15 protein-coding genes and 2 tRNA genes are annotated in these 17,420 nt (G+C 66.6%); 8 read left to right on the forward strand and 9 right to left on the reverse strand.

Annotated features, from left to right (window positions below; translation table 11 throughout):
* The first annotated feature begins 16 nt into the window (after nt 1-16).
* The 8 genes from cydX (at nt 17) to pgaD (ending at nt 7,895) form a co-directional block, all read left to right on the forward strand.
* Nucleotides 17-133 carry a cytochrome bd-I oxidase subunit CydX gene (gene cydX / locus EZ304_RS04430; RefSeq protein ID WP_005410354.1) on the forward strand — a complete coding sequence of 39 codons (117 nt, stop codon included), beginning with the start codon at nt 17-19 and terminating at the stop codon, nt 131-133.
* Nucleotides 134-188: 55 nt separating this feature from the next.
* A tRNA-Pro gene (locus EZ304_RS04435) sits at nt 189-265 on the forward strand.
* A gap of 140 nt (nt 266-405) precedes the next feature.
* Nucleotides 406-482 (forward strand) — tRNA-Pro (locus EZ304_RS04440).
* A 222-nt stretch (nt 483-704) separates the two neighbouring features.
* A complete protein-coding gene (locus tag EZ304_RS04445) occupies nt 705-1,910 on the forward strand; it encodes a CynX/NimT family MFS transporter (protein WP_142806397.1) in 1,206 nt (401 codons plus the stop codon).
* A gap of 344 nt (nt 1,911-2,254) precedes the next feature.
* Entirely contained in the window at nt 2,255-4,282 is a 2,028-nt protein-coding gene (gene pgaA / locus EZ304_RS04450) for a poly-beta-1,6 N-acetyl-D-glucosamine export porin PgaA (protein WP_142806398.1), read from the forward strand.
* 1 nt (nt 4,283) lies between these two features.
* Nucleotides 4,284-6,170: a poly-beta-1,6-N-acetyl-D-glucosamine N-deacetylase PgaB gene (gene pgaB / locus EZ304_RS04455; protein ID WP_099551857.1), complete on the forward strand. Its 1,887-nt coding sequence runs from the start codon at nt 4,284-4,286 to the stop codon at nt 6,168-6,170.
* A gap of 1 nt (nt 6,171) precedes the next feature.
* The gene (gene pgaC, locus EZ304_RS04460) at nt 6,172-7,428 is read left to right on the forward strand and encodes a poly-beta-1,6-N-acetyl-D-glucosamine synthase (protein WP_099551858.1); all 1,257 of its coding nucleotides are present in this window, start codon (nt 6,172-6,174) and stop codon (nt 7,426-7,428) included.
* Nucleotides 7,425-7,895, forward strand: coding sequence for a poly-beta-1,6-N-acetyl-D-glucosamine biosynthesis protein PgaD (pgaD, locus tag EZ304_RS04465; RefSeq protein WP_099551859.1), 471 nt, complete (start codon nt 7,425-7,427; stop codon nt 7,893-7,895). The genes pgaC and pgaD overlap by 4 nt, the downstream gene beginning before the upstream one ends.
* A 107-nt stretch (nt 7,896-8,002) precedes the next feature.
* Here the strand turns inward: pgaD and EZ304_RS04470 are convergent, their stop codons facing one another.
* The 9 genes from EZ304_RS04470 to EZ304_RS04510 all read right to left on the reverse strand — a co-directional run bounded on the left by EZ304_RS04470 (nt 8,003) and on the right by EZ304_RS04510 (nt 17,359).
* Nucleotides 8,003-9,274, reverse strand: coding sequence for a glutamate-5-semialdehyde dehydrogenase (locus tag EZ304_RS04470; RefSeq protein WP_099551860.1), 1,272 nt, complete (start codon nt 9,272-9,274; stop codon nt 8,003-8,005).
* Nucleotides 9,271-10,428, reverse strand: coding sequence for a glutamate 5-kinase (gene proB, locus EZ304_RS04475; RefSeq protein ID WP_099551861.1), 1,158 nt, complete (start codon nt 10,426-10,428; stop codon nt 9,271-9,273). Before proB ends, EZ304_RS04470 begins: the two co-directional genes overlap by 4 nt.
* An 11-nt stretch (nt 10,429-10,439) precedes the next feature.
* Nucleotides 10,440-10,703 carry a YciI family protein gene (locus EZ304_RS04480; protein WP_099551862.1) on the reverse strand — a complete coding sequence of 88 codons (264 nt, stop codon included), beginning with the start codon at nt 10,701-10,703 and terminating at the stop codon, nt 10,440-10,442.
* Nucleotides 10,703-11,998, reverse strand: a complete 1,296-nt coding sequence (gene argH, locus EZ304_RS04485; RefSeq protein ID WP_142806399.1) for an argininosuccinate lyase — start codon at nt 11,996-11,998, stop codon at nt 10,703-10,705. Before argH ends, EZ304_RS04480 begins: the two co-directional genes overlap by 1 nt.
* Nucleotides 11,999-12,018: 20 nt before the next feature.
* A complete protein-coding gene (gene argC, locus EZ304_RS04490) occupies nt 12,019-12,972 on the reverse strand; it encodes an N-acetyl-gamma-glutamyl-phosphate reductase (RefSeq protein WP_099551864.1) in 954 nt (317 codons plus the stop codon).
* The gene (locus EZ304_RS04495) at nt 12,969-13,571 is read right to left on the reverse strand and encodes a GNAT family N-acetyltransferase (protein ID WP_142806400.1); all 603 of its coding nucleotides are present in this window, start codon (nt 13,569-13,571) and stop codon (nt 12,969-12,971) included. The genes argC and EZ304_RS04495 overlap by 4 nt, the downstream gene beginning before the upstream one ends.
* A 3-nt stretch (nt 13,572-13,574) precedes the next feature.
* Nucleotides 13,575-14,903: an acetylglutamate kinase gene (locus EZ304_RS04500; protein ID WP_142806401.1), complete on the reverse strand. Its 1,329-nt coding sequence runs from the start codon at nt 14,901-14,903 to the stop codon at nt 13,575-13,577.
* 25 nt (nt 14,904-14,928) lie between these two features.
* Nucleotides 14,929-16,017: an acetylornithine deacetylase gene (locus EZ304_RS04505; RefSeq protein ID WP_142806402.1), complete on the reverse strand. Its 1,089-nt coding sequence runs from the start codon at nt 16,015-16,017 to the stop codon at nt 14,929-14,931.
* A gap of 148 nt (nt 16,018-16,165) precedes the next feature.
* On the reverse strand, nt 16,166-17,359 hold the full coding sequence (locus EZ304_RS04510; RefSeq protein ID WP_010486639.1) for an argininosuccinate synthase: 1,194 nt from the start codon (nt 17,357-17,359) through the stop codon (nt 16,166-16,168).
* Nucleotides 17,360-17,420 lie beyond the last annotated feature (61 nt).

A 17,420-nucleotide genomic window follows, 5' to 3' on the forward strand; every position in this document is an offset into this window, starting at 1 on the left:
ATGAAGGAGACTGATCATGTGGTATTTCGCCTGGATTCTCGGTGCCGGCCTCGCCTCGACGGTGGCCATCCTCAACGGCATGTGGTTCGAAGCCCGCGAGCAGAACCGCATCGAGAAGGAAAATCGTCGCTGAGCTGTAAAAAAGCCTTGCCGCCTTGGCCTTCACACGGTATCTTAGGCGGCTCCTTCGGGGTGTAGCTCAGTCTGGTAGAGCGCTACGTTCGGGACGTAGAGGTCGCAGGTTCGAATCCTGTCTCCCCGACCACTCACGTGGTCGCATTGAAGCCTGGTGAAGTCGTCCAGGCTTTTTTGTTCCCTGAAGTGGCACTGCTTCGGCAGTGTGAAGAAAACAGCATTCACCCCTTGCCGCCATCGGGGTGAATCGCTAGAATAGGCGGCTCCCTTCGGGGTGTAGCTCAGTCTGGTAGAGCGCTACGTTCGGGACGTAGAGGTCGCAGGTTCGAATCCTGTCTCCCCGACCACCTCGGTGGTCACCAAGAAGCCTGGAAGACATCACTGTCCTCCGGGTTTTTTTGTATCAAGCGCCAGCCCACCCGCATGACGGGACCTTGCCAGGCAGCGCACGTACAATGGCCGCGCTGCCGGCCCGCCTGCAGCCCCCACCCCCACCAGCCGCTTCGGCGTAGACCGATGCCGGCGCTGCATGCCGTTGCTGCGGCGTGCGACACCTGCAAGGACCACCGATGAGTTCCTCCACTTCCGATTCGCCGTCGCTGCTGCACGGTCGTGTCCTCGCGTTTGCCGCGATCCTGCTGGCAGCGGTCAACCTGCGCACTGCGGTCACCTCGATCACCCCGCTGCTGGACGTGCTCGGCCAGCAGTTCGGCTTCGGTACCACCATGACCGGCGTGCTGGGCATGCTGCCGACCGCCTCGTTCGCGCTGTTCGGCGTGGCCACGCCGGCACTGGCGCGGCGCCTGGGCCTGGAACGCACCACCCTGCTGGCGATGGTGATGGCGATGGCCGGCCTGCTTCTGCGCTCCAGCGCCGGCAACGTCGGCACGCTGCTGCTCGGTTCGGTGCTGGCACTGGCTGGCATGGGCATCGGCAACGTGGTGGTGCCGCCGCTGGTGAAGCGCTATTTCGCCAACAAGGTCGGCACCATGAGCACGCTGTACATCAGCGTGCTGCAGCTGGGCACGATGCTGCCGGCACTGCTGGCGGTACCGGTGGCCAATGCTGCGGGCTGGCGCGTATCGCTGGGCATGTGGGCGCTGCTGGCGCTCGCCGCCGCACTGCCGTGGCTGCTGCTGGCCAGTCGCGCGCCGAAGCCGCTGGCCGACGCCACCGACCCCACCGCACAACCGCACGGCAAGGTCTGGCGCACGTCGCTGGGCTGGAGCATGACGCTGATGTTCGGCATGACCTCGCTGATGACCTATTCGATGTTCACCTGGCTGCCGCGCATCGTGGTCGAGGCCGGGGGCACGCCCGCGTTCGGCGGCGTGATGGTGGCCGTGTTCTCGGCACTGGGCCTGCTGCCGTCGCTGGTCATCCCATCGATGGCGGTGCGCTTGCAGAACCCGTTCCCGCTGGTGCTGATCGGTTTCTTCTCGTTCGTGATCGCCTTCACCGGCCTGCTGCTGGCACCGATGAAGGCCCCGCTGCTGTGGGCCTGCCTGCTCGGCGTCGGTCCGTCCACCTTCCCGCTGGCGCTGACCCTGATCAACCTGCGCACGCGCACCCCCACCGGCTCGGCGGCGCTGTCCGGCTTCATGCAGGGCGTGGGCTACAGCTTCAGCTGCCTGGGGCCGTTCCTGGTCGGCTGGCTGCACACGGTCAGCGACGGCTGGACACTCCCGTTCAGCTTCCTGTTCGGCTGCGCCACCCTGATGCTGTGCGCCTCCTGGGTGGCCTGCAAGCCACGCAAGCTGGAAGACCTCTGGTAAGCCGTTGAGGGGCCGCGCGCCGGCCCCGCCTGCCGCTGGTCAGCCATTCCAGGAAAATTGACGCCGGACTGACAATTCCGGGCGGATAGTGCCCACGAATGCCCATCCTTGCCGCGTGCCGGCATTGGGCATGGGGGCGGCCTGGCCGCCCAGGCCACCACTCGGTGTGCGGGGGATTCTCGCTTCAGACAAGACATTGCAGGTCGCTGTCCGGGTTGTACCCGTCCTTGCTGGACGGGAGTGCACGAAGGGAGTGACGCAGGGCACGGCCATCCCCAAAACTGGCATGTGATGTGCGTCACATTTTTCACAGTTGTCTGGTCAGGAAGCCAAGGGGGTCCCCAATGGTTGTCCACCGCCGGCTGGCGCTTTGCGTCGGCCTCGCCTGCACTGCCCTGGCCTGGGCCAGCGGCGCTGCCCCGCCCGATCGCGAGGCGGCCCTGGCCGAGATCGGCCGCTACCGCGACCAGGCCCGATGGCTGGATGCGCTGGGCGCCATCGAGCGTGCCAGCCAGCAACAGCCCAACGACGATCTACTGTTCAAGCTGCGCGTGCTGACCCTGGGCGACATCGGCAATGCCTGGCGCGCATGGGAGCTGTACCAGCAGCGCCCGCAGCTGTTCGATGCGGCCCAGAAGCAACGCCTGGAAGGCGACTACCTGGCCAAGCTGGTGGTGTGGAGCCTGGCCTACAGCAGCAGCGAGGACAGCCGCCTGGAAGAGGCTGAATCGACCCTGGCGCGCATGCAGCGTTACCTCGGCAGCGAAGGCACACCGCCCGCCCAGCCCCCCCTGCGGATCCGCATCGACCGGCTGATCCTGCTCAACCGGCTGGGCCGCCATGCGCAGGTCCGCGAGGAAGCACGGGCACTGCAGGCCGAAGGCCACACTCTGCCCGACTACGTGCTGCCCGCAGTAGGCGATTCGTTGATGGGCACCCTGCACCCGGAGGAAGCCATTCCGGTGCTGCAGGCAGCCGTCGCCGGCGATCCCACGCGCGATGCCTCGCACTCGGAACTGGCGTACGCCTATCTGGAAAGCGAACAGCAGGAAAAGGCCATCGACCTGCTGCAGGCATGGCGCGACAAGGAACCCGCGTGGCGCTGGAGCAACGGCAAGTCGCCGTATGCGAACTGGTCGCGCTACGAGGCCGACCTGAACCTGGCAATGGTGCGCGCCTACAGCGGCGACCTGCGCACCGCACAGCACGACCTGGAATCGATGGTCGACATCGCACCGGGCAACGGCGGCCTGCAGAGCGCACTGGGCAGCGTGTACATGATGCGCGGATGGCCACGCATGGCCCTGCAGCGCCAGCAGATGGCACATGCGCTGGACCCACGCGACATCGAGCCGCGGCTCGGCATGGAAGAGGCATACGTTGCCCTGCAACGCGATGATCTGGCGCGGCCGCTGCACGACGATCTGGTAGCACGCTACCCGACCCAGCCCGCCGTCGAGCGCATGGACCAGGCCTGGCGCGTACATCGCGGTTGGCAGCTGAAGGCATGGACCGACATTGGCCGCAGCTCCGGCGGCGGCGGCACATCGCCGCTGGGCAACAACGACCGTCACTACGGCATGGAAGTGCAGACGCCGGTGCTCGACGACCGCTGGCGGCTGTTCGCCTTCGCCGACAGGCGCTCGGTCGACTTCCAGGATCAGCGCATCGACCCGCTGTGGCTGGGTGCGGGCGTGCGCTACCGCTTCGGCCGACTGGATGCCGAAGCCGCCGCGCTGCGTGCCAACGACCACGTCGGCGATACCGGTCTGCGTCTCGGTGTCGGCTGGCAGTTCAACGATTACTGGCATGCCGGGCTGGTGGCCGTGCGCAACGATCCGGAAGCCTCGATGCAGGCGCGCGTAGCCGGCATCACCGCTGACAGCGTGAGCGCGCAGGTGGACTACCGGCGCAGCGAGCTGACCCACTGGACGTTCGGTGCCAGCCGCTTCCGCTACGACGACGGCAACCACCGCGAACTGTTCAGCACCAGCATTGAACAGCGCCTGCTGACCCGCCCACGCTGGTTGATCGATGGCCTCGCCAGTGCCTACACCAGCCGGGGCAGCCGCGACGACGCGCCCTACTTCAACCCGAAGCGCGACCGCATGGTCGAGATCGGAATGCGCATCGACCAGCAGTTGTGGCGGCACTACGAGCGCCACTTCCGGCACCGGCTGACGGTCTCGCTGGGTGACTACTGGCAGGATGGCTTCGGCAGCGCGCTGGTCCCTTCGGTGTCCTACATGCACGAATGGCAGCTGGGCCAGGGCCGCGTGTTCGAGTACGGCGTGCGCTGGTCGCGGCCGGTCTACGACGGCCACCGCGAGCGTCATATCGGCTTCGAAGCCGCACTGCGCTGGGGAGAGTGACATGGCCCGCATCCTGCGACTGATCGTGCTCCTGCTGCTGGCTGCCGCACCGCCGGCGTTCGCGCAGCAGGCCCTGCATCTCGATGCCATTGACAACGGCCTGCTGATCCTCAGCTACCACGACATCCGCGACCAGGTCGCGGCCAAGGGTGATGCCGATACCTACGCGGTGAGCACGCAGAACTTCGCCGCGCACCTGGATTGGCTGGGTGCGCACGGCTATCACCCGGTGTCGTTGTCGCAGGTGATCGACGCCTCACAGGGCCGCGCCACGCTGCCGCCAAAGCCCGTGCTGCTGACCTTCGATGACGGCCTGCGCAGCGTCTACGACAAAGCGTTCCCGCTGCTGCAGGCCTACCGCTACCCGGCGCTGGTGGCAGTGATCACCGATTACGTGGACATGGCGCCCGGGCGCACCATCGACTATGGCTACCGCCCGTTCGGCCACGATGACTTCGTTACCTGGGCGCAGCTGAAGCAGATGCACGGCAGCGGCCTGATCGAAGTGGCCAGCCATACCGACGACCTGCATCACGGTGTGCTTGCCAATCCACAGGGCAACTCCACGCCGGCCGTGGTGACCCGCGTCTACAGCCCGGCCACCCACAGCTACGAAAGCGAAGCCCAGTACGAACAACGCCTGCGCGCCGACCTCTCGCGCAGCGTGCAGCGCATCCAGCAGCACCTGGGCATCCGCCCGCGCGCCATCGTCTGGCCCTATGCCGCCTACAACCAGCTGAGCAACGACATCGCCGAGCAGCTGGGCATGCCGGTATCCTTCGATCTGGAAGGCCGCAGCACACCGGTGGCCAGCGACCTGCATGGGCTGGCGCGCTTCCTGGTCAGCGACAACCCGACCGTGGAGGGCCTGGCCTACGAGCTGCGCCGCGACGTTGCGCTCGATGGCATCCGCGCGTTGCAGGTCGACCTGGATGATGTATACGACCCGGACCCGGCACAGCAGGCGCGCAACCTCGATGCGCTGATCGAGCGGGTCAAGCGCATCTCGCCCACCCACGTCTACCTGCAGGCCTTCGCCGACCCCGACGGCAACAACACCGCCGACGCACTGTACTTCCCCAACCGGCACATGCCGATGCGCGCGGACCTGTTCAGCCGGGTCGCCTGGCAGCTGAAGTCGCGCGCGGGGGTGAAGGTGTACGCCTGGCTGCCGGTGCTCGGGTTCGAGCTGCCCGATCCGGTGCAGCGGAAGACGTTGGCGATCCAAAACGGTGATGCCGACGGCATGTACCGGCTGGACTTCACCAACCCGAAGGCACGCCAGATCATGCTCGACATCTACGAGGATCTGGCCGTCAACTCGTACTTCGAAGGCCTGCTCTTCCATGATGATGGTTACCTGCGCGACACAGAACTGCCGGCGCTGGCAGCAGGCGACGATGGCAGCGCACGCACCCGGGCGCTGATCGACTTCACCCTGGCCCTGCGTGACAGTGCGCAGCGTTGGCGACCGAAGCTGGCGACAGTGCGCAACCTGTATGCCGAGCCGGTGTTGCGCCCGCAGAGTGAGGCCTGGTTTGCACAGCGCCTGGACCTGTTCAACAAGGCTTACGACCAGACCGCGCTGATGGCGATGCCATGGATGGAAGGCAGCAGGCACCCGGAACGTTGGCTTGACCAGCTGCTGGCCGCGGTGCGCGCGCACGATCCCCAGCTGCAGCACACCCTGTTCGAACTGCAGACCGTGGATTGGCGCAGCGGCCAGCCGATTCCCGCCGAACGTCTGCGCGCGCAGATCCGCCAGCTGCAGGCGCAGGGCGTCCACCATTTCGCCTGGTACCCGGATGACTTCATCGCCGGCCAGCCTTCCACCCATGATGCCCGCGCGGCGATGTCCGCCGGCAACTTCCCGTACCCGGAGAAGTGACATGGACATGCATCCGCTGCTGCAGGTCCTGTTCCAGTTCGCCTTCTACTACCCGATGGTGATGGCGTTCTTCTGGATGTCGGGCGGTCTGTATTACTACTTCCGGCGCGAACGCCATTCGCGGCCGCGCAATGATCCTCCGTTGATGGTCGATCCACCGTTCGCTAGCCTGCTGATTCCCTGCCACAACGAATCGGAGAACCTGGACGACACCCTGGGGGCCGCGCTGGCGCAGCGCTATCCGGCCGACTACGAGGTAATCGCCATCGACGATGGCAGCAGTGACGACACCGGCGCCCGGCTCGATGTGCTGGCGGCGAAGCATCCCCGGCTGCGCGTGCTGCACCTGGACCGCAACCTCGGCAAGGCCAATGCGCTGCGAATGGGGGCGCTGGCGGCACGCTCGGAGTACCTGGTGTGCATCGATGGCGATGCCATGCTGGAGGAACACGCCCTGCACTGGATGGTCTGGCACCTGGTCAGTGGCAGCCGGGTCGGCGCGGTCACCGGCAACCCACGCATCCGCAACCGTTCCACCCTGCTCGGGCGCCTGCAGGTGGCCGAGTTCTCTTCGATCATCGGCATGATCAAGCGCGCGCAACGTGTCTACGGGCGCATCTTCACGATCTCCGGGGTCATCGCCGGCTTCCGTCGTACCGCACTGCACCAGGTCGGCTGGTGGTCGGACGACATGGTGACCGAGGACATCGACATCAGCTGGCGCCTGCAGCGTGCGCACTGGGACATCCGCTACGAGCCCAACGCGCTGTGCTTCATCCTGATGCCGGAAACGCTGAAAGGCCTGTGGCGGCAACGGCTGCGCTGGGCGCAGGGCGGCGTGGAAGTGATGCTGCGGCATGCGCGTTCACTGCTGCACTGGAAGGAGCGGCGCATGTGGGGCGTGCTGCTGGAGTATGTGCTGAGCGTGATCTGGGCCTACACCATGCTGTTCATCGTGGTGTTGTGGGTGCTGGGCAAGCTCATCGACATGCCGCCGCAGCTGTACATCGCCAGCCTGCTGCCGCAATGGCATGGCGTGATTCTGGCCCTGGTCTGCCTGCTGCAGTTCGCCAGCAGCCTGATCATCGACCGTCGTTACGAAACACAGATTGGACGCAACTACTTCTGGGTCATCTGGTACCCGATGGCGTACTGGCTGATCAGCCTTTCCACCACCCTGGTGGCGCTTCCCAAGACCCTGCTGCGCCGTCGCAGCAAGCGCGCTACCTGGACCAGCCCTGACCGGGGGATCCGATGAACGCACAACACCCGTCCAACCGCTTCGACTCGCGGATGATCCGCAAGCCACATCATCAACCGCGCTTCCAGCGCACCGCCTGGGGCTTTGTCACCCTCGCGTTCTGGGGGTTCTACTTCTACCTGTGGGCGCCACTGGTGACCTTGGTGTCGTGGCTGATCGGCGGACAGATGGCCTGGCAGCAGCTGTATGAACGCAAGAACCAGTTCGACCCCTACGTGCTGGTCGCGCTGCCGCTGATGCTGCTGTGTGCAAGCGTGCTGCTGATCGGTTGGGCCGAGTACAACCGTGCGCGTTTCCGTGGCCACGAACGGCGCCTGCCACGGCCATTGGCCAGCCTCAATGAAGTAGCCGCCGATCTCGGCGCCAGCACCGGCCTGGCCGAGCGGCTGCTGGGCTGCAAGTCCGCTACGCTGCACATGGATGAGCATGCGCGGCCGGTGGGCATCCGCCGCGAGGTGGTGTAGCCCAACAACCCGGTGGGTGCCGGCCGTGGTCGGCACTTGCTTTGGTAGATGCCGACCTTGGTCGGCACCGGGGTCTACCGCGAAGAGCATCCACGCATGGGGTGGATCTACTTGCGCGTCTGCCCTTCGCCACGCACCACGAAGCGCTCGACGGTGAGCGCTTCCAGTCCCATCGGGCCGTAGGCATGCAGCCGTGTGGTGGAAATGCCGATCTCGCTGCCCAGGCCGAGCTGGCCGCCATCGGAAAAGCGCGATGAGGCATTCACCATCACCACCGCCGAGCGCAGCGCGTTGACGAAGCGTTCGGCTTGACCGGCATCTTCAGTGGCGATCACTTCGGTATGGTCGGAGGTGTAGGCACGGATGTGCGCGATGGCCGCATCGAGATCGTCCACCACGCGCACCGCCAGTACCAGGTCGAGAAACTCGGCGGCGTAGTCGTCTTCGGTGGCCAGCGTGCTGCCCGGCAGCAGGGACTGCGCACCCGCATCGGCACGCAGCTGCACGCCGCGCTCGCCCAACGCCTTCGCCACGCGCGGCAGGAACGACCCGGCGACGTCACGGTGCACCAGCAACGTCTCCAGCGAATTGCAGGCTGCAGGACGACTGCACTTGCCATCCACCAGCAGATCGAGAGCCTTGCCAAGGTCGGCACTGGCATCCACGAACAGGTGGCAGACGCCCTTGTAGTGCTTGATCACCGGCACCCGTGCGTGTTCGGCGACGAAACGGATCAGGCCTTCGCCACCACGCGGAATCGCAAGGTCGATCAGCTCGTGCAGCTGCAGCAGTTCCAGCATCGCCTCGCGGCGCAGGTCGGTCAGCACCGTCACTGCGGCCGGTGCCACGCCGTTGGCCTTGAGTGCTCCCGCCAGCGCCTGCGCGATGGCGGTGTTGGAATGGATCGCTTCGGAGCCGCCACGCAGGATCACGCCATTGCCAGCCTTCAGGCACAGCGCAGCGGCTTCGGCGGTCACGTTCGGGCGCGCCTCGTAGATCATCGCGATCACGCCCAGCGGCACGCGCACCTTCTGCACTCGGATCCCGTTCGGGCGCACGTCATCGCGGGTCACCTGGCCGACCGGATCTGGCAATCCGGCCACTTCGCGCACGGCCTCGGCCATCGCGAACAGGCGCGGCGGATCCAGTGCCAGCCGATCAAGCATGGCGCTGCCCACGCCTTTCCCGCGTGCAGCGGCAAGGTCGCGCGCGTTGCCGGCCAGGATCAGCCCGGCGTTCACCTCCAGTGCCTGTGCCATCGCCAGCAGCAGCGCGCGCCGGGCGTCACTGTCGAGACCGGCGACCACCTGGGCCGCGTCACGGCAGGCCCGCGCCTGCGCTTCGATGTCGCTCATCGGAATGTCCTTCAATGCGGTCATGGCAGCACCAGGTCGTCACGATGGACGACGCTGCCGCCGTAGTTGTAGCCGAGCACGGCCTGGATGTCGCGCGAATGGCGGCCAGCAATGCGGCGCACGTCGTCGGCCGCGTACTGGCTGACACCGCGGGCGATGCACACGCGCCCCTGCGATGCGTCCCAGCACACCTGCACCATGTCGCCACGGCGGAACGTCCCTTCCGCACCAGTGATGCCGCCAGGCAACAGCGAAGCGCCCTTCTCGCGCATCGCCTGTGCAGCACCGGCATCGACCAGGATCGCGCCTTCGGCCAGCGGTGCGTGCCGCAGCCAGTGTTTGCGCGCGGCCTCGCGGCTGCGCGCGGCGTGGATGCGGGTGCCGAACAGGCGATCCTGTGCCAGCGCGCGCACCACCTCCCCACTGCGTCCATTGAACAGGTAGGTCTCGATGCCGAGGCGGCCCGCCTTGGCCGCCGCTTCCAGCTTGGTGCGCATGCCACCGGTACCGGCACGTGATCCCGCCCCCCCCGCCATCGCCAGCACTTCATCATTCAATTCCGCAACATCGTGCAGCGGCCTTGCATCGGCCACGGTGCGCGGGTCGGCGCTGTACAGGCCATCGATGTCGGTGGCGATGAACAGCGCATCGGCATCGACCAGCGCCGCCACCGTCGCCGCCAGATTATCGTTGTCACCGAGCTTGAGCTCGTCCACCGACACGGTGTCGTTCTCGTTGACTACCGGCAACGCGCCCAGCCGCAGCAGTTCGTTGAGGGTGGCGCGGGCGTTGAGGTAACGGCGACGGTTGCGCAGGTCGTCATGGGTCAGCAGAACCTGCGCCACCGGGCGCTCGAAGAAGCGCTGCCAGAGGCCGATCAGCTGGGCCTGGCCAAGGGCCGCCAAGGCCTGCCGCGCCGCCATCGCTGCGCCCGGCTCATCGGCGCGCGGCAGGATCGCGCGCCCGGCCGCCACTGCGCCGGATGACACGATCACCACTTCGCGCCCGGCCAGTACGTTGGCCGAGACGAACTGCGCCAGGCCCAGCGCATGACGTGGCGACAGTCCGCCACCATCGGCCGCCAGCAGGCTGCTGCCGACCTTCAGCACCGCACGCCGCCACGGTGGCAGCGCCTGTTGCGGGAACGGCGAAGCGGCGTTGGCAGCGTGCAGGGTCATCGGTCAGGGTCTCAGCGGGTGTTCCATTCGTGCACGGTCAGGTCAGAGGCCTGCATCGTCACCAGCGGATCGGTGGCAACGATGGCCTGTGCCTGCGCCAGGCTGTCCACGTTGCACAGGACGTAGGCGCCACCGCTGCCATCGGCGAAGCCGCCGGTCAGCTGCAGCTTGCCCTGCGCCTGCAACGCATCGAGGAAGTCACGGTGCGGCTGCACGGCGGCGGCATTGAAATCGGGCCGGCGCATGGCCAGCACCAGATAGACGGTGGTCGCCATCAGGCCAGCGCCTGCCAGCGCGCGCGCAGTTCATCCAGGCGCAGGTCGGCGGCCGAACCCGGCGACACACGGGCGGCCAGGCTGCCTTCCGGCGTGCGCCCCTGCCCTGCACTGTCCGCACCGGCCGCAGCGGCCTTGTAGGCCTCGCGGAACGGCACGCCGGCCACGGCCGCTTCCACGGCAACGTCGGTGGCATACATGCCTGAATCAATCGCCGCGCGGAGCTTGTCGTCACGCCATTCCAGGTTGGCCAGCAACGCCGGCAGCAGTTCCAGCGCAGCCAGACCGCGGCCGAAGCCGTGGAAGATGGCGCCCTTGGACGACTGCAGGTCGCGATGGTAGCCCGACGGCAGCGACAGCAGCTGCTCGATCTCGGTACGTGCAGCGGCCACGCTGGCGTGGGTCGCGCGCATCAGCTCGATCACGTCCGGGTTGCGCTTGTTGGGCATGATCGAGCTGCCGGTGGTGTACTGCGCCGGCAGCGCGACGAAACCGAACTCGGCACTGGTGAACAGCGACAGGTCCCAGGCGATGCGGCGCAGGTCCAGCGTGGCGCCACCGAGCGCTTCCAGCGCGGCCAGTTCGAACTTGCCACGCGACAGCTGCGCGTAGATCGGCGAGATCTGCATGCGCGCGAAGCCGAGTGCAGCCGTGGTGTGTTCGCGGTCCAGCGGCAGGTTCACGCCGTAGCCGGCAGCCGTGCCGAGCGGATTTGCGTCGACCAGCGCATGGGTGTCGCGGGCACGGACGGCGTTGTCGATGAAGCCCTCGGCCCAGCCCGCCCACCACATGCCGGCCGAGGACACCACGGCGCGCTGGATGTGGGTGTAGCCGGGAATCGGCAGGTCCTTCTCGGCCTGCGCACGGTCCAGCGCGACCTTGGCCACTTCGGCACTGAGCTGGGCCACGCGCTGCAGCTTCTCTTTCAGCCACAGACGGGTGGCCACCAGGATCTGGTCGTTGCGGCTGCGGCCGGTGTGGATCTTGCGACCGGCATCGCCGAGCCGTTCGGTCAGGCGCGCTTCGATCGCCGAGTGACCATCCTCGTACTGGGCATCGAGCACGAAGCGGCCTTCGCGGAAGTCCTGCGCCAGCACCTCCAGCTCGCGCAGCAGGCCGGCCAGCTCATCGGCGCCGAGGATGCCGATGTGCTGCAGGCCCTGCGCATGCGCTGCGCTGGCGGCGATGTCATGCAGGAAGAACTCGCGATCGAGGATCACGTCGTCGCCGGCGAGGAAGGTCTGGATCTGGGCGTCGACAGCGACGCCGGGCTTCTGCCAAAGAAGGTCTGCCATGGGGGCTCCGGAAGGCGGGATCAGTGCGGGATCGACGTCAGTTCGTCGATGCCCAGCGCGAGGTTGAGGTTCTGCATGGCCTGGGTGGCCGCGCCCTTCAGCAGGTTGTCCAGGGTCGCCACCACCACCACCCGCTTGCCGCCCGGGGCCAGGGTGAAGCCACCGACCTGGGCACCGTGGCGGCCGGCGATGCGGCTGACCCACGGCGCTTCATCCATCACTTCGATCAGGGGTTCGCCGGCATAGGCCTGCTGGAAGCGCTCGATGATCTGCTCGCGGGTCTGCACGCGGTTCAGCCACAGGTTGGCGGTGAGCGTGATGCCACGGAAATGCGGCGCGACGTGGGGCATGAACTCAACCGCCACGCCCAACTGCACCGACACCTCGCGCTCATGCACGTGGTTGGTCAGCGCATACGGCATCAGGTTGTCGGCCAGCAGTTCGACGTTGTTCTTGTCCGACGGCGTGGTACCGGCGCCGGAGTAGCCGGAGACACCGAAGCACTGCGGCGGACCGGCCAGCAGGTCCAGCAGCGGCTGCACCGCCAGCTGCATCGCCGTGGCATAGCAGCCCGGGTTGCTGATGTGCTTCTGACCGTTGTAGCGGCCGCGGGTCAGCTCCGGCAGGCCGTAGTACCAGCTGCTGTCGAAGCGGTAGTCGGCCGAGAGGTCGACGATGACGGTGTCCGGTTTCGCGGTTTCAAGCGCGGCCACGAACGGTGCGGCCAGGCCATTGGGGAGGGCGAGGATCACCGCATCCACGCCCTTGGCGGCCACCGCGTCGGCGTCCAGGTTCTCGTACTGCAGGTCACCCTGGAATTCCGGATGGTGATCGGACAGGCGCTGCCCGGCGCGCTCGCGCGAGGACACGAAGGCCAGTTTCAGGCGTGGATGGGCTGCCACCAGCTTGATCAGCTCGGCGCCGGTATGGCCGCGGGCACCGACGATGCCCAGGGTGAAAGTCGAATCGTTCATGCGTGACTGTCCAGGCGGTACTGCAGGTGGCGCTTCACGCCCTGCCATTCCGCATCGATGATGGAAAAGATGACGGTGTCGCGCGGCGTGCCATCGGCATGCCGCTTGTGGTTGCGCAGCACGCCATCCTGCTTGGCGCCGAGGCGGGCAATGGCGGTACGCGAAGTGGCGTTGAACCAGCTGGTTTCCAGCACCACGCTGATGCAGCCCATCGTTTCGAAGGCGTGCTGCAGCAACAACAGCTTGGCTTCGGTATTGGCACCGGTGCGATGCACGCGCGGCGTGTACCAGGTGTAGCCGAGGCTGAGTTTCGGCACGCCGGCATCCATATCGTAGAAGCGCGTGCTGCCGATGATCTCACCGGCAGCATCGCGGATCACGAATGGAAGCACCTTGCCTTCGGCCTGCGCCTGCAGCGCGGCCTGCACATAGGCCTCGGCCCGCTCCGGCGACGGCACCTGCGTGTACCAGAGCTGGTCCAGCCCGCTGCCGTCCAGCGCAGCGCGCAGGCCCGGCACATGTTCCATCTGCAGCGGCTGCAGCATCACGTGCTGGCCGCGCAGGGTGGGTACCGAACTCCAGGCGTCGGGGTTGCTCATCGCTCAGCCCTGCAGGCTTGGTGTGCGCTTGGCGCAGTGGTCGACATAGGTGCGGATGCGATCGATGCCATCGGCACCGAACCAGAACACCTTCCACTGATCCTGCTTGTAGCAGCCATCGGACTCGGCGTAGTAGAAGTGATTGATCGGGTTGCCATGGCGCGAGCGCCAGAACAGCTGCGGGGTTTCCTCCAGCATCACGTTCCAGACCGCACGACCGAGGCCTTCGCCCTGTGCGTCGTCGAGCACGGCGAACTTGTCCAAGTACACGCCTTCGGCTTCGTCAGTGAGTATCACCGCGGTGCGGTAGTTCTCGCTGACATAGGCACGCAGCAGCTTCGTCTTTTCGAAGTACTCCGGTACCAGGGTGCGGCCGAAGCTGGATTCGATCAGGCCCTTCAGGCGCGGCAGGTCCAGTTCGTTCCAGGCAGTGGCGCGCAGCACCTTTTCGCCCTTGCGCACCAGCGTGCCCGAGCCCTTGTGGGTGAACAGTTCCTTGGCCAGGTCGGCCGGGCGGGTGATCGACACCGACGATTCCAGCGGCAGGCGGTCGAGCAGATCCTTGATCTGTTCGATCTTCACCTTCATGCCGCCGTGGATCCACGGCTGCGCGATCAGGTGGTCATACTCGGTGGACAGGTTGATCGAATCGATCACGTTGCCCTGCTCATCCAGCAGGCCACCGGTGCCGGTCAGGAAGATGATCTTGTACGGCTGCAGTTCCTGCACCAGCTCGTTGGCGGCGAAGTCGGCGTTGACGTTGAGGATCTGGCCACCGGCGGTCTCGCCCAGGCTGGTGATGACCGGAATCGAGCCGGCACGCAGGCTGGCCTCGATCGGTGCCAGGTTGACCTTCTTCACTTCGCCGACCAGGCCGTAGGTGTCCACGTCCAGGTACTCGGCCTCGAACACGCCGCCGGTGATCGAGGTGGCACGCGCGCCGTTCTGCTGCAGGGCTTCGACCAGCCGCAGGTTGGACTGCTGGAACACCCGGCGCACGATCGCCAGCGCTTCCGGCGAGGTCACGCGCAGGCCGTTCACGGTCTGCTTGTCGATGCCGGCCGCCGACAGCTCGGCATCCAGCTGCGGGCCGGCGCCGTGCAGCACGATCGGGGTCAGGCCGACTTCCTGCAGGAACGACAGCGAGGAGGTCAGCGCGTCGAGGTCATCGCGCAGCACCGCGCCGCCGACCTTGACCACGGCGAAGCGCTTGGCATCCAGCTGCGAAAAGCGCTTGAGGTACTGGCTGATCTCCTTCGCGCTGGCCATGCTGGAAAGCAGGCGCACGATGGTCTGGCGGGTCTGGCGGTGGGGCTGGAGGGCAGGAGACATTTCGGTTTCGTCGGAAAGGGAAGAATCAGGCGCCGGCGGCGATGATGCGCTGCACGGCGTCGGTGTAGCGCTGCAGCTGGTCCAGCGTCACGAACTCATCGGCGGTGTGGGCCTGGGCGATGTCACCCGGGCCGAACACCAGGGTGGTGTAACCGGCGGCGGAGAACAGCGAGGCTTCGGTCCAGAAATCCACCGCGTTGCCGATCGGCAGGTCCAGCGCATCGGCCACGTCGCGCGCCAGCAGGCGGCGGTTTTCGGCTTCGGCAATGTCGCCGGCCGGCAGGCTGGGACCACGGAACGTTTCAGTGAACACGGCAGCTTCCGGTTCGGCGAAACCGGCGAAGGTCGCCAGCAGGCCATCAATGTCCATCGACGGCAGCGGGCGGAACCCGAACCGTACTTCGGCAGCCGGTGCGATCATGTTGGCCTTGATCCCGCCTTCGACGCGGCCGATGTTGAAGCGCAGGCCGGTCAACCCACCGAAACGTGCCGAGGCCAGCGATTCCACATGGTCCAGCGCGCGGCTACCCCAGCGCATGGCCTGGTGCAGCGCGCTGGCGGCCGCATCCTGCTTGCCCGAGGCGTGCCCGGCGCGGCCGGCGAACTGCATCAGCACCGAACTGATGCCACGATGCGCGAGCACCGCTTCGCTCATGGTCGGTTCGGCCACCAGTACCGCTTCATACGGCAGGCCACGGGCCAGGAACGCAGCGATGCAGCGCGGGTCGTTGGCTTCTTCATCGCTGGAGAACAGGAACGCGGCATCGCCATCGCTGGCATTGGCCGCAGCCAGCAGTGCAGCGGCCGCGCCCTTGATGTCACACACGCCCAGGCCGACCACGCGGTCGTCCAGGCGGCGCATCACGTGCGGGTCGGCACTCCAGTGCGGCGAGTCCGGCACGGTATCCAGATGCACGTTGAACAGGTACTTCGGCGTCCCGCGCACGGCGTACAGGCTGACTGCACCTGCACCGTGGTCGATCACCTCGACGTTGAACCCGGGCAGGTTCGCGCGCAGGTAATCGAAGATGCCACCGGTGGTGATCGCACGCGGCGGGTTGCGGGTGTCGAAGGACACCAGCGCCTGCAGGTGATCGAGCGTCTGTTCAAGCATGAAACAAAGATCCTGTGGAATTCCGCCGGGCATGGCCCGGCGCTACCGTGATGCGTCTGGTGGAGAGCCCCCTTCTTGTTGAAGGGGGCGCGCCAACGGCGCAGGGTTAAGGCGGAATGCGCGGGAGACGCGCGCGCAATTCAATCGCTCAGCGATTGACTTGCGCGTAAAGCGTCGAGCTCATGCCGAACAGCTTGATGAAGCCCTCCGCCTCCTCCACGCCCCAGTCGGCCGACTGCGCGTAGGTGGCGCCCTTGGTGTTGAGCAGGTGCGGCGACTTCACCGCCACTGCATCAACACGGCCACCACGTGTTTCCAGCACCACTTCGCCGTTCACCTTGGCCTGCGAGGACTTCAGGAAGGCTTCGATGTCGGTCTTCAGCGGGTCGTGGTAGAAGCCTTCGTACACCAGCTCCACCCACTTGCGCGCCACGTCCGGCTTGAAGCGGTTCTGCTGCTTGGTCAGCACCGCATCTTCCAGCGCGCGGTGTGCGGCCAGCAGCGAAACCAGGCCCGGGGCCTCGAACACGATGCGGCCCTTCAGGCCGATCACGGTGTCGCCAGTGTACACGCCGCGGCCAACGCCGTACGGGGCGAACAGCTTGTTGAGCTGGGCCAGGATCTGGTCACCCGGCAGCGCCTTGCCGTTCAGTTCGACGGCTTCGCCTTCGACAAACTTCAGGGTGACGGTCAGGGCCTGTTCCGGCCACTCGCTGCGCGGCGCGCACCAGCCACGGGCGCCTTCGCCCGGGGCTTCCCAACGGTCGATCTCGCCGCCGGACATGGTCAGGCCCAGCAGGTTCTCGTTGATGGTGTAGGCCTGCTGCTTGGCGCGCACGCCGAAGCCGCGCTCTTCCAGGTACTTCTGCTCGTAGGCGCGGGTCTGGGTGTGCTCCTTCTGGATTTCGCGGATCGGCGCGATGATCTGGTAGTCACCCAGCGCCTTCACGGCCAGGTCGAAGCGGACCTGGTCGTTGCCCATGCCGGTGCAGCCGTGGGCGATGATGTTGGTGCCCAGTTCGGCGGCACGCTTCAGCGCGGCATCAACGATCAGGTAACGGTCGGACACCAGCAGCGGGTACTGGCCCTGGTAGCCCTCGCCAGCCCACACGAACGGCTTGACGAAGCCTTCCCAGATGGCCGGGCCACCGTTGACGGTGACATGGCTGGCCACGCCCAGTTCGGCGGCGCGCTTCTCGATGAAATCGCGCTCTTCATCATCCACGCCGCCGGTGTCGGCGAACACGGTGTGCACGTTGTAGCCACGCTCCTGCAGGTACGGCACGCAGAAGCTGGTATCCAGGCCGCCGGAGAAGGCGAGAACGACGTCTTTGTTGCTCATGGGGGTAATGTCCAATCAGGTGGGGTAGCGCCAGGCCATGCCCGGCGGATTGTTTCAATGC

The sequence above is a fragment of the Stenotrophomonas maltophilia genome (genome assembly GCF_006974125.1).
Taxonomy (GTDB): Bacteria; Pseudomonadota; Gammaproteobacteria; order Xanthomonadales; family Xanthomonadaceae; genus Stenotrophomonas; species Stenotrophomonas maltophilia_O.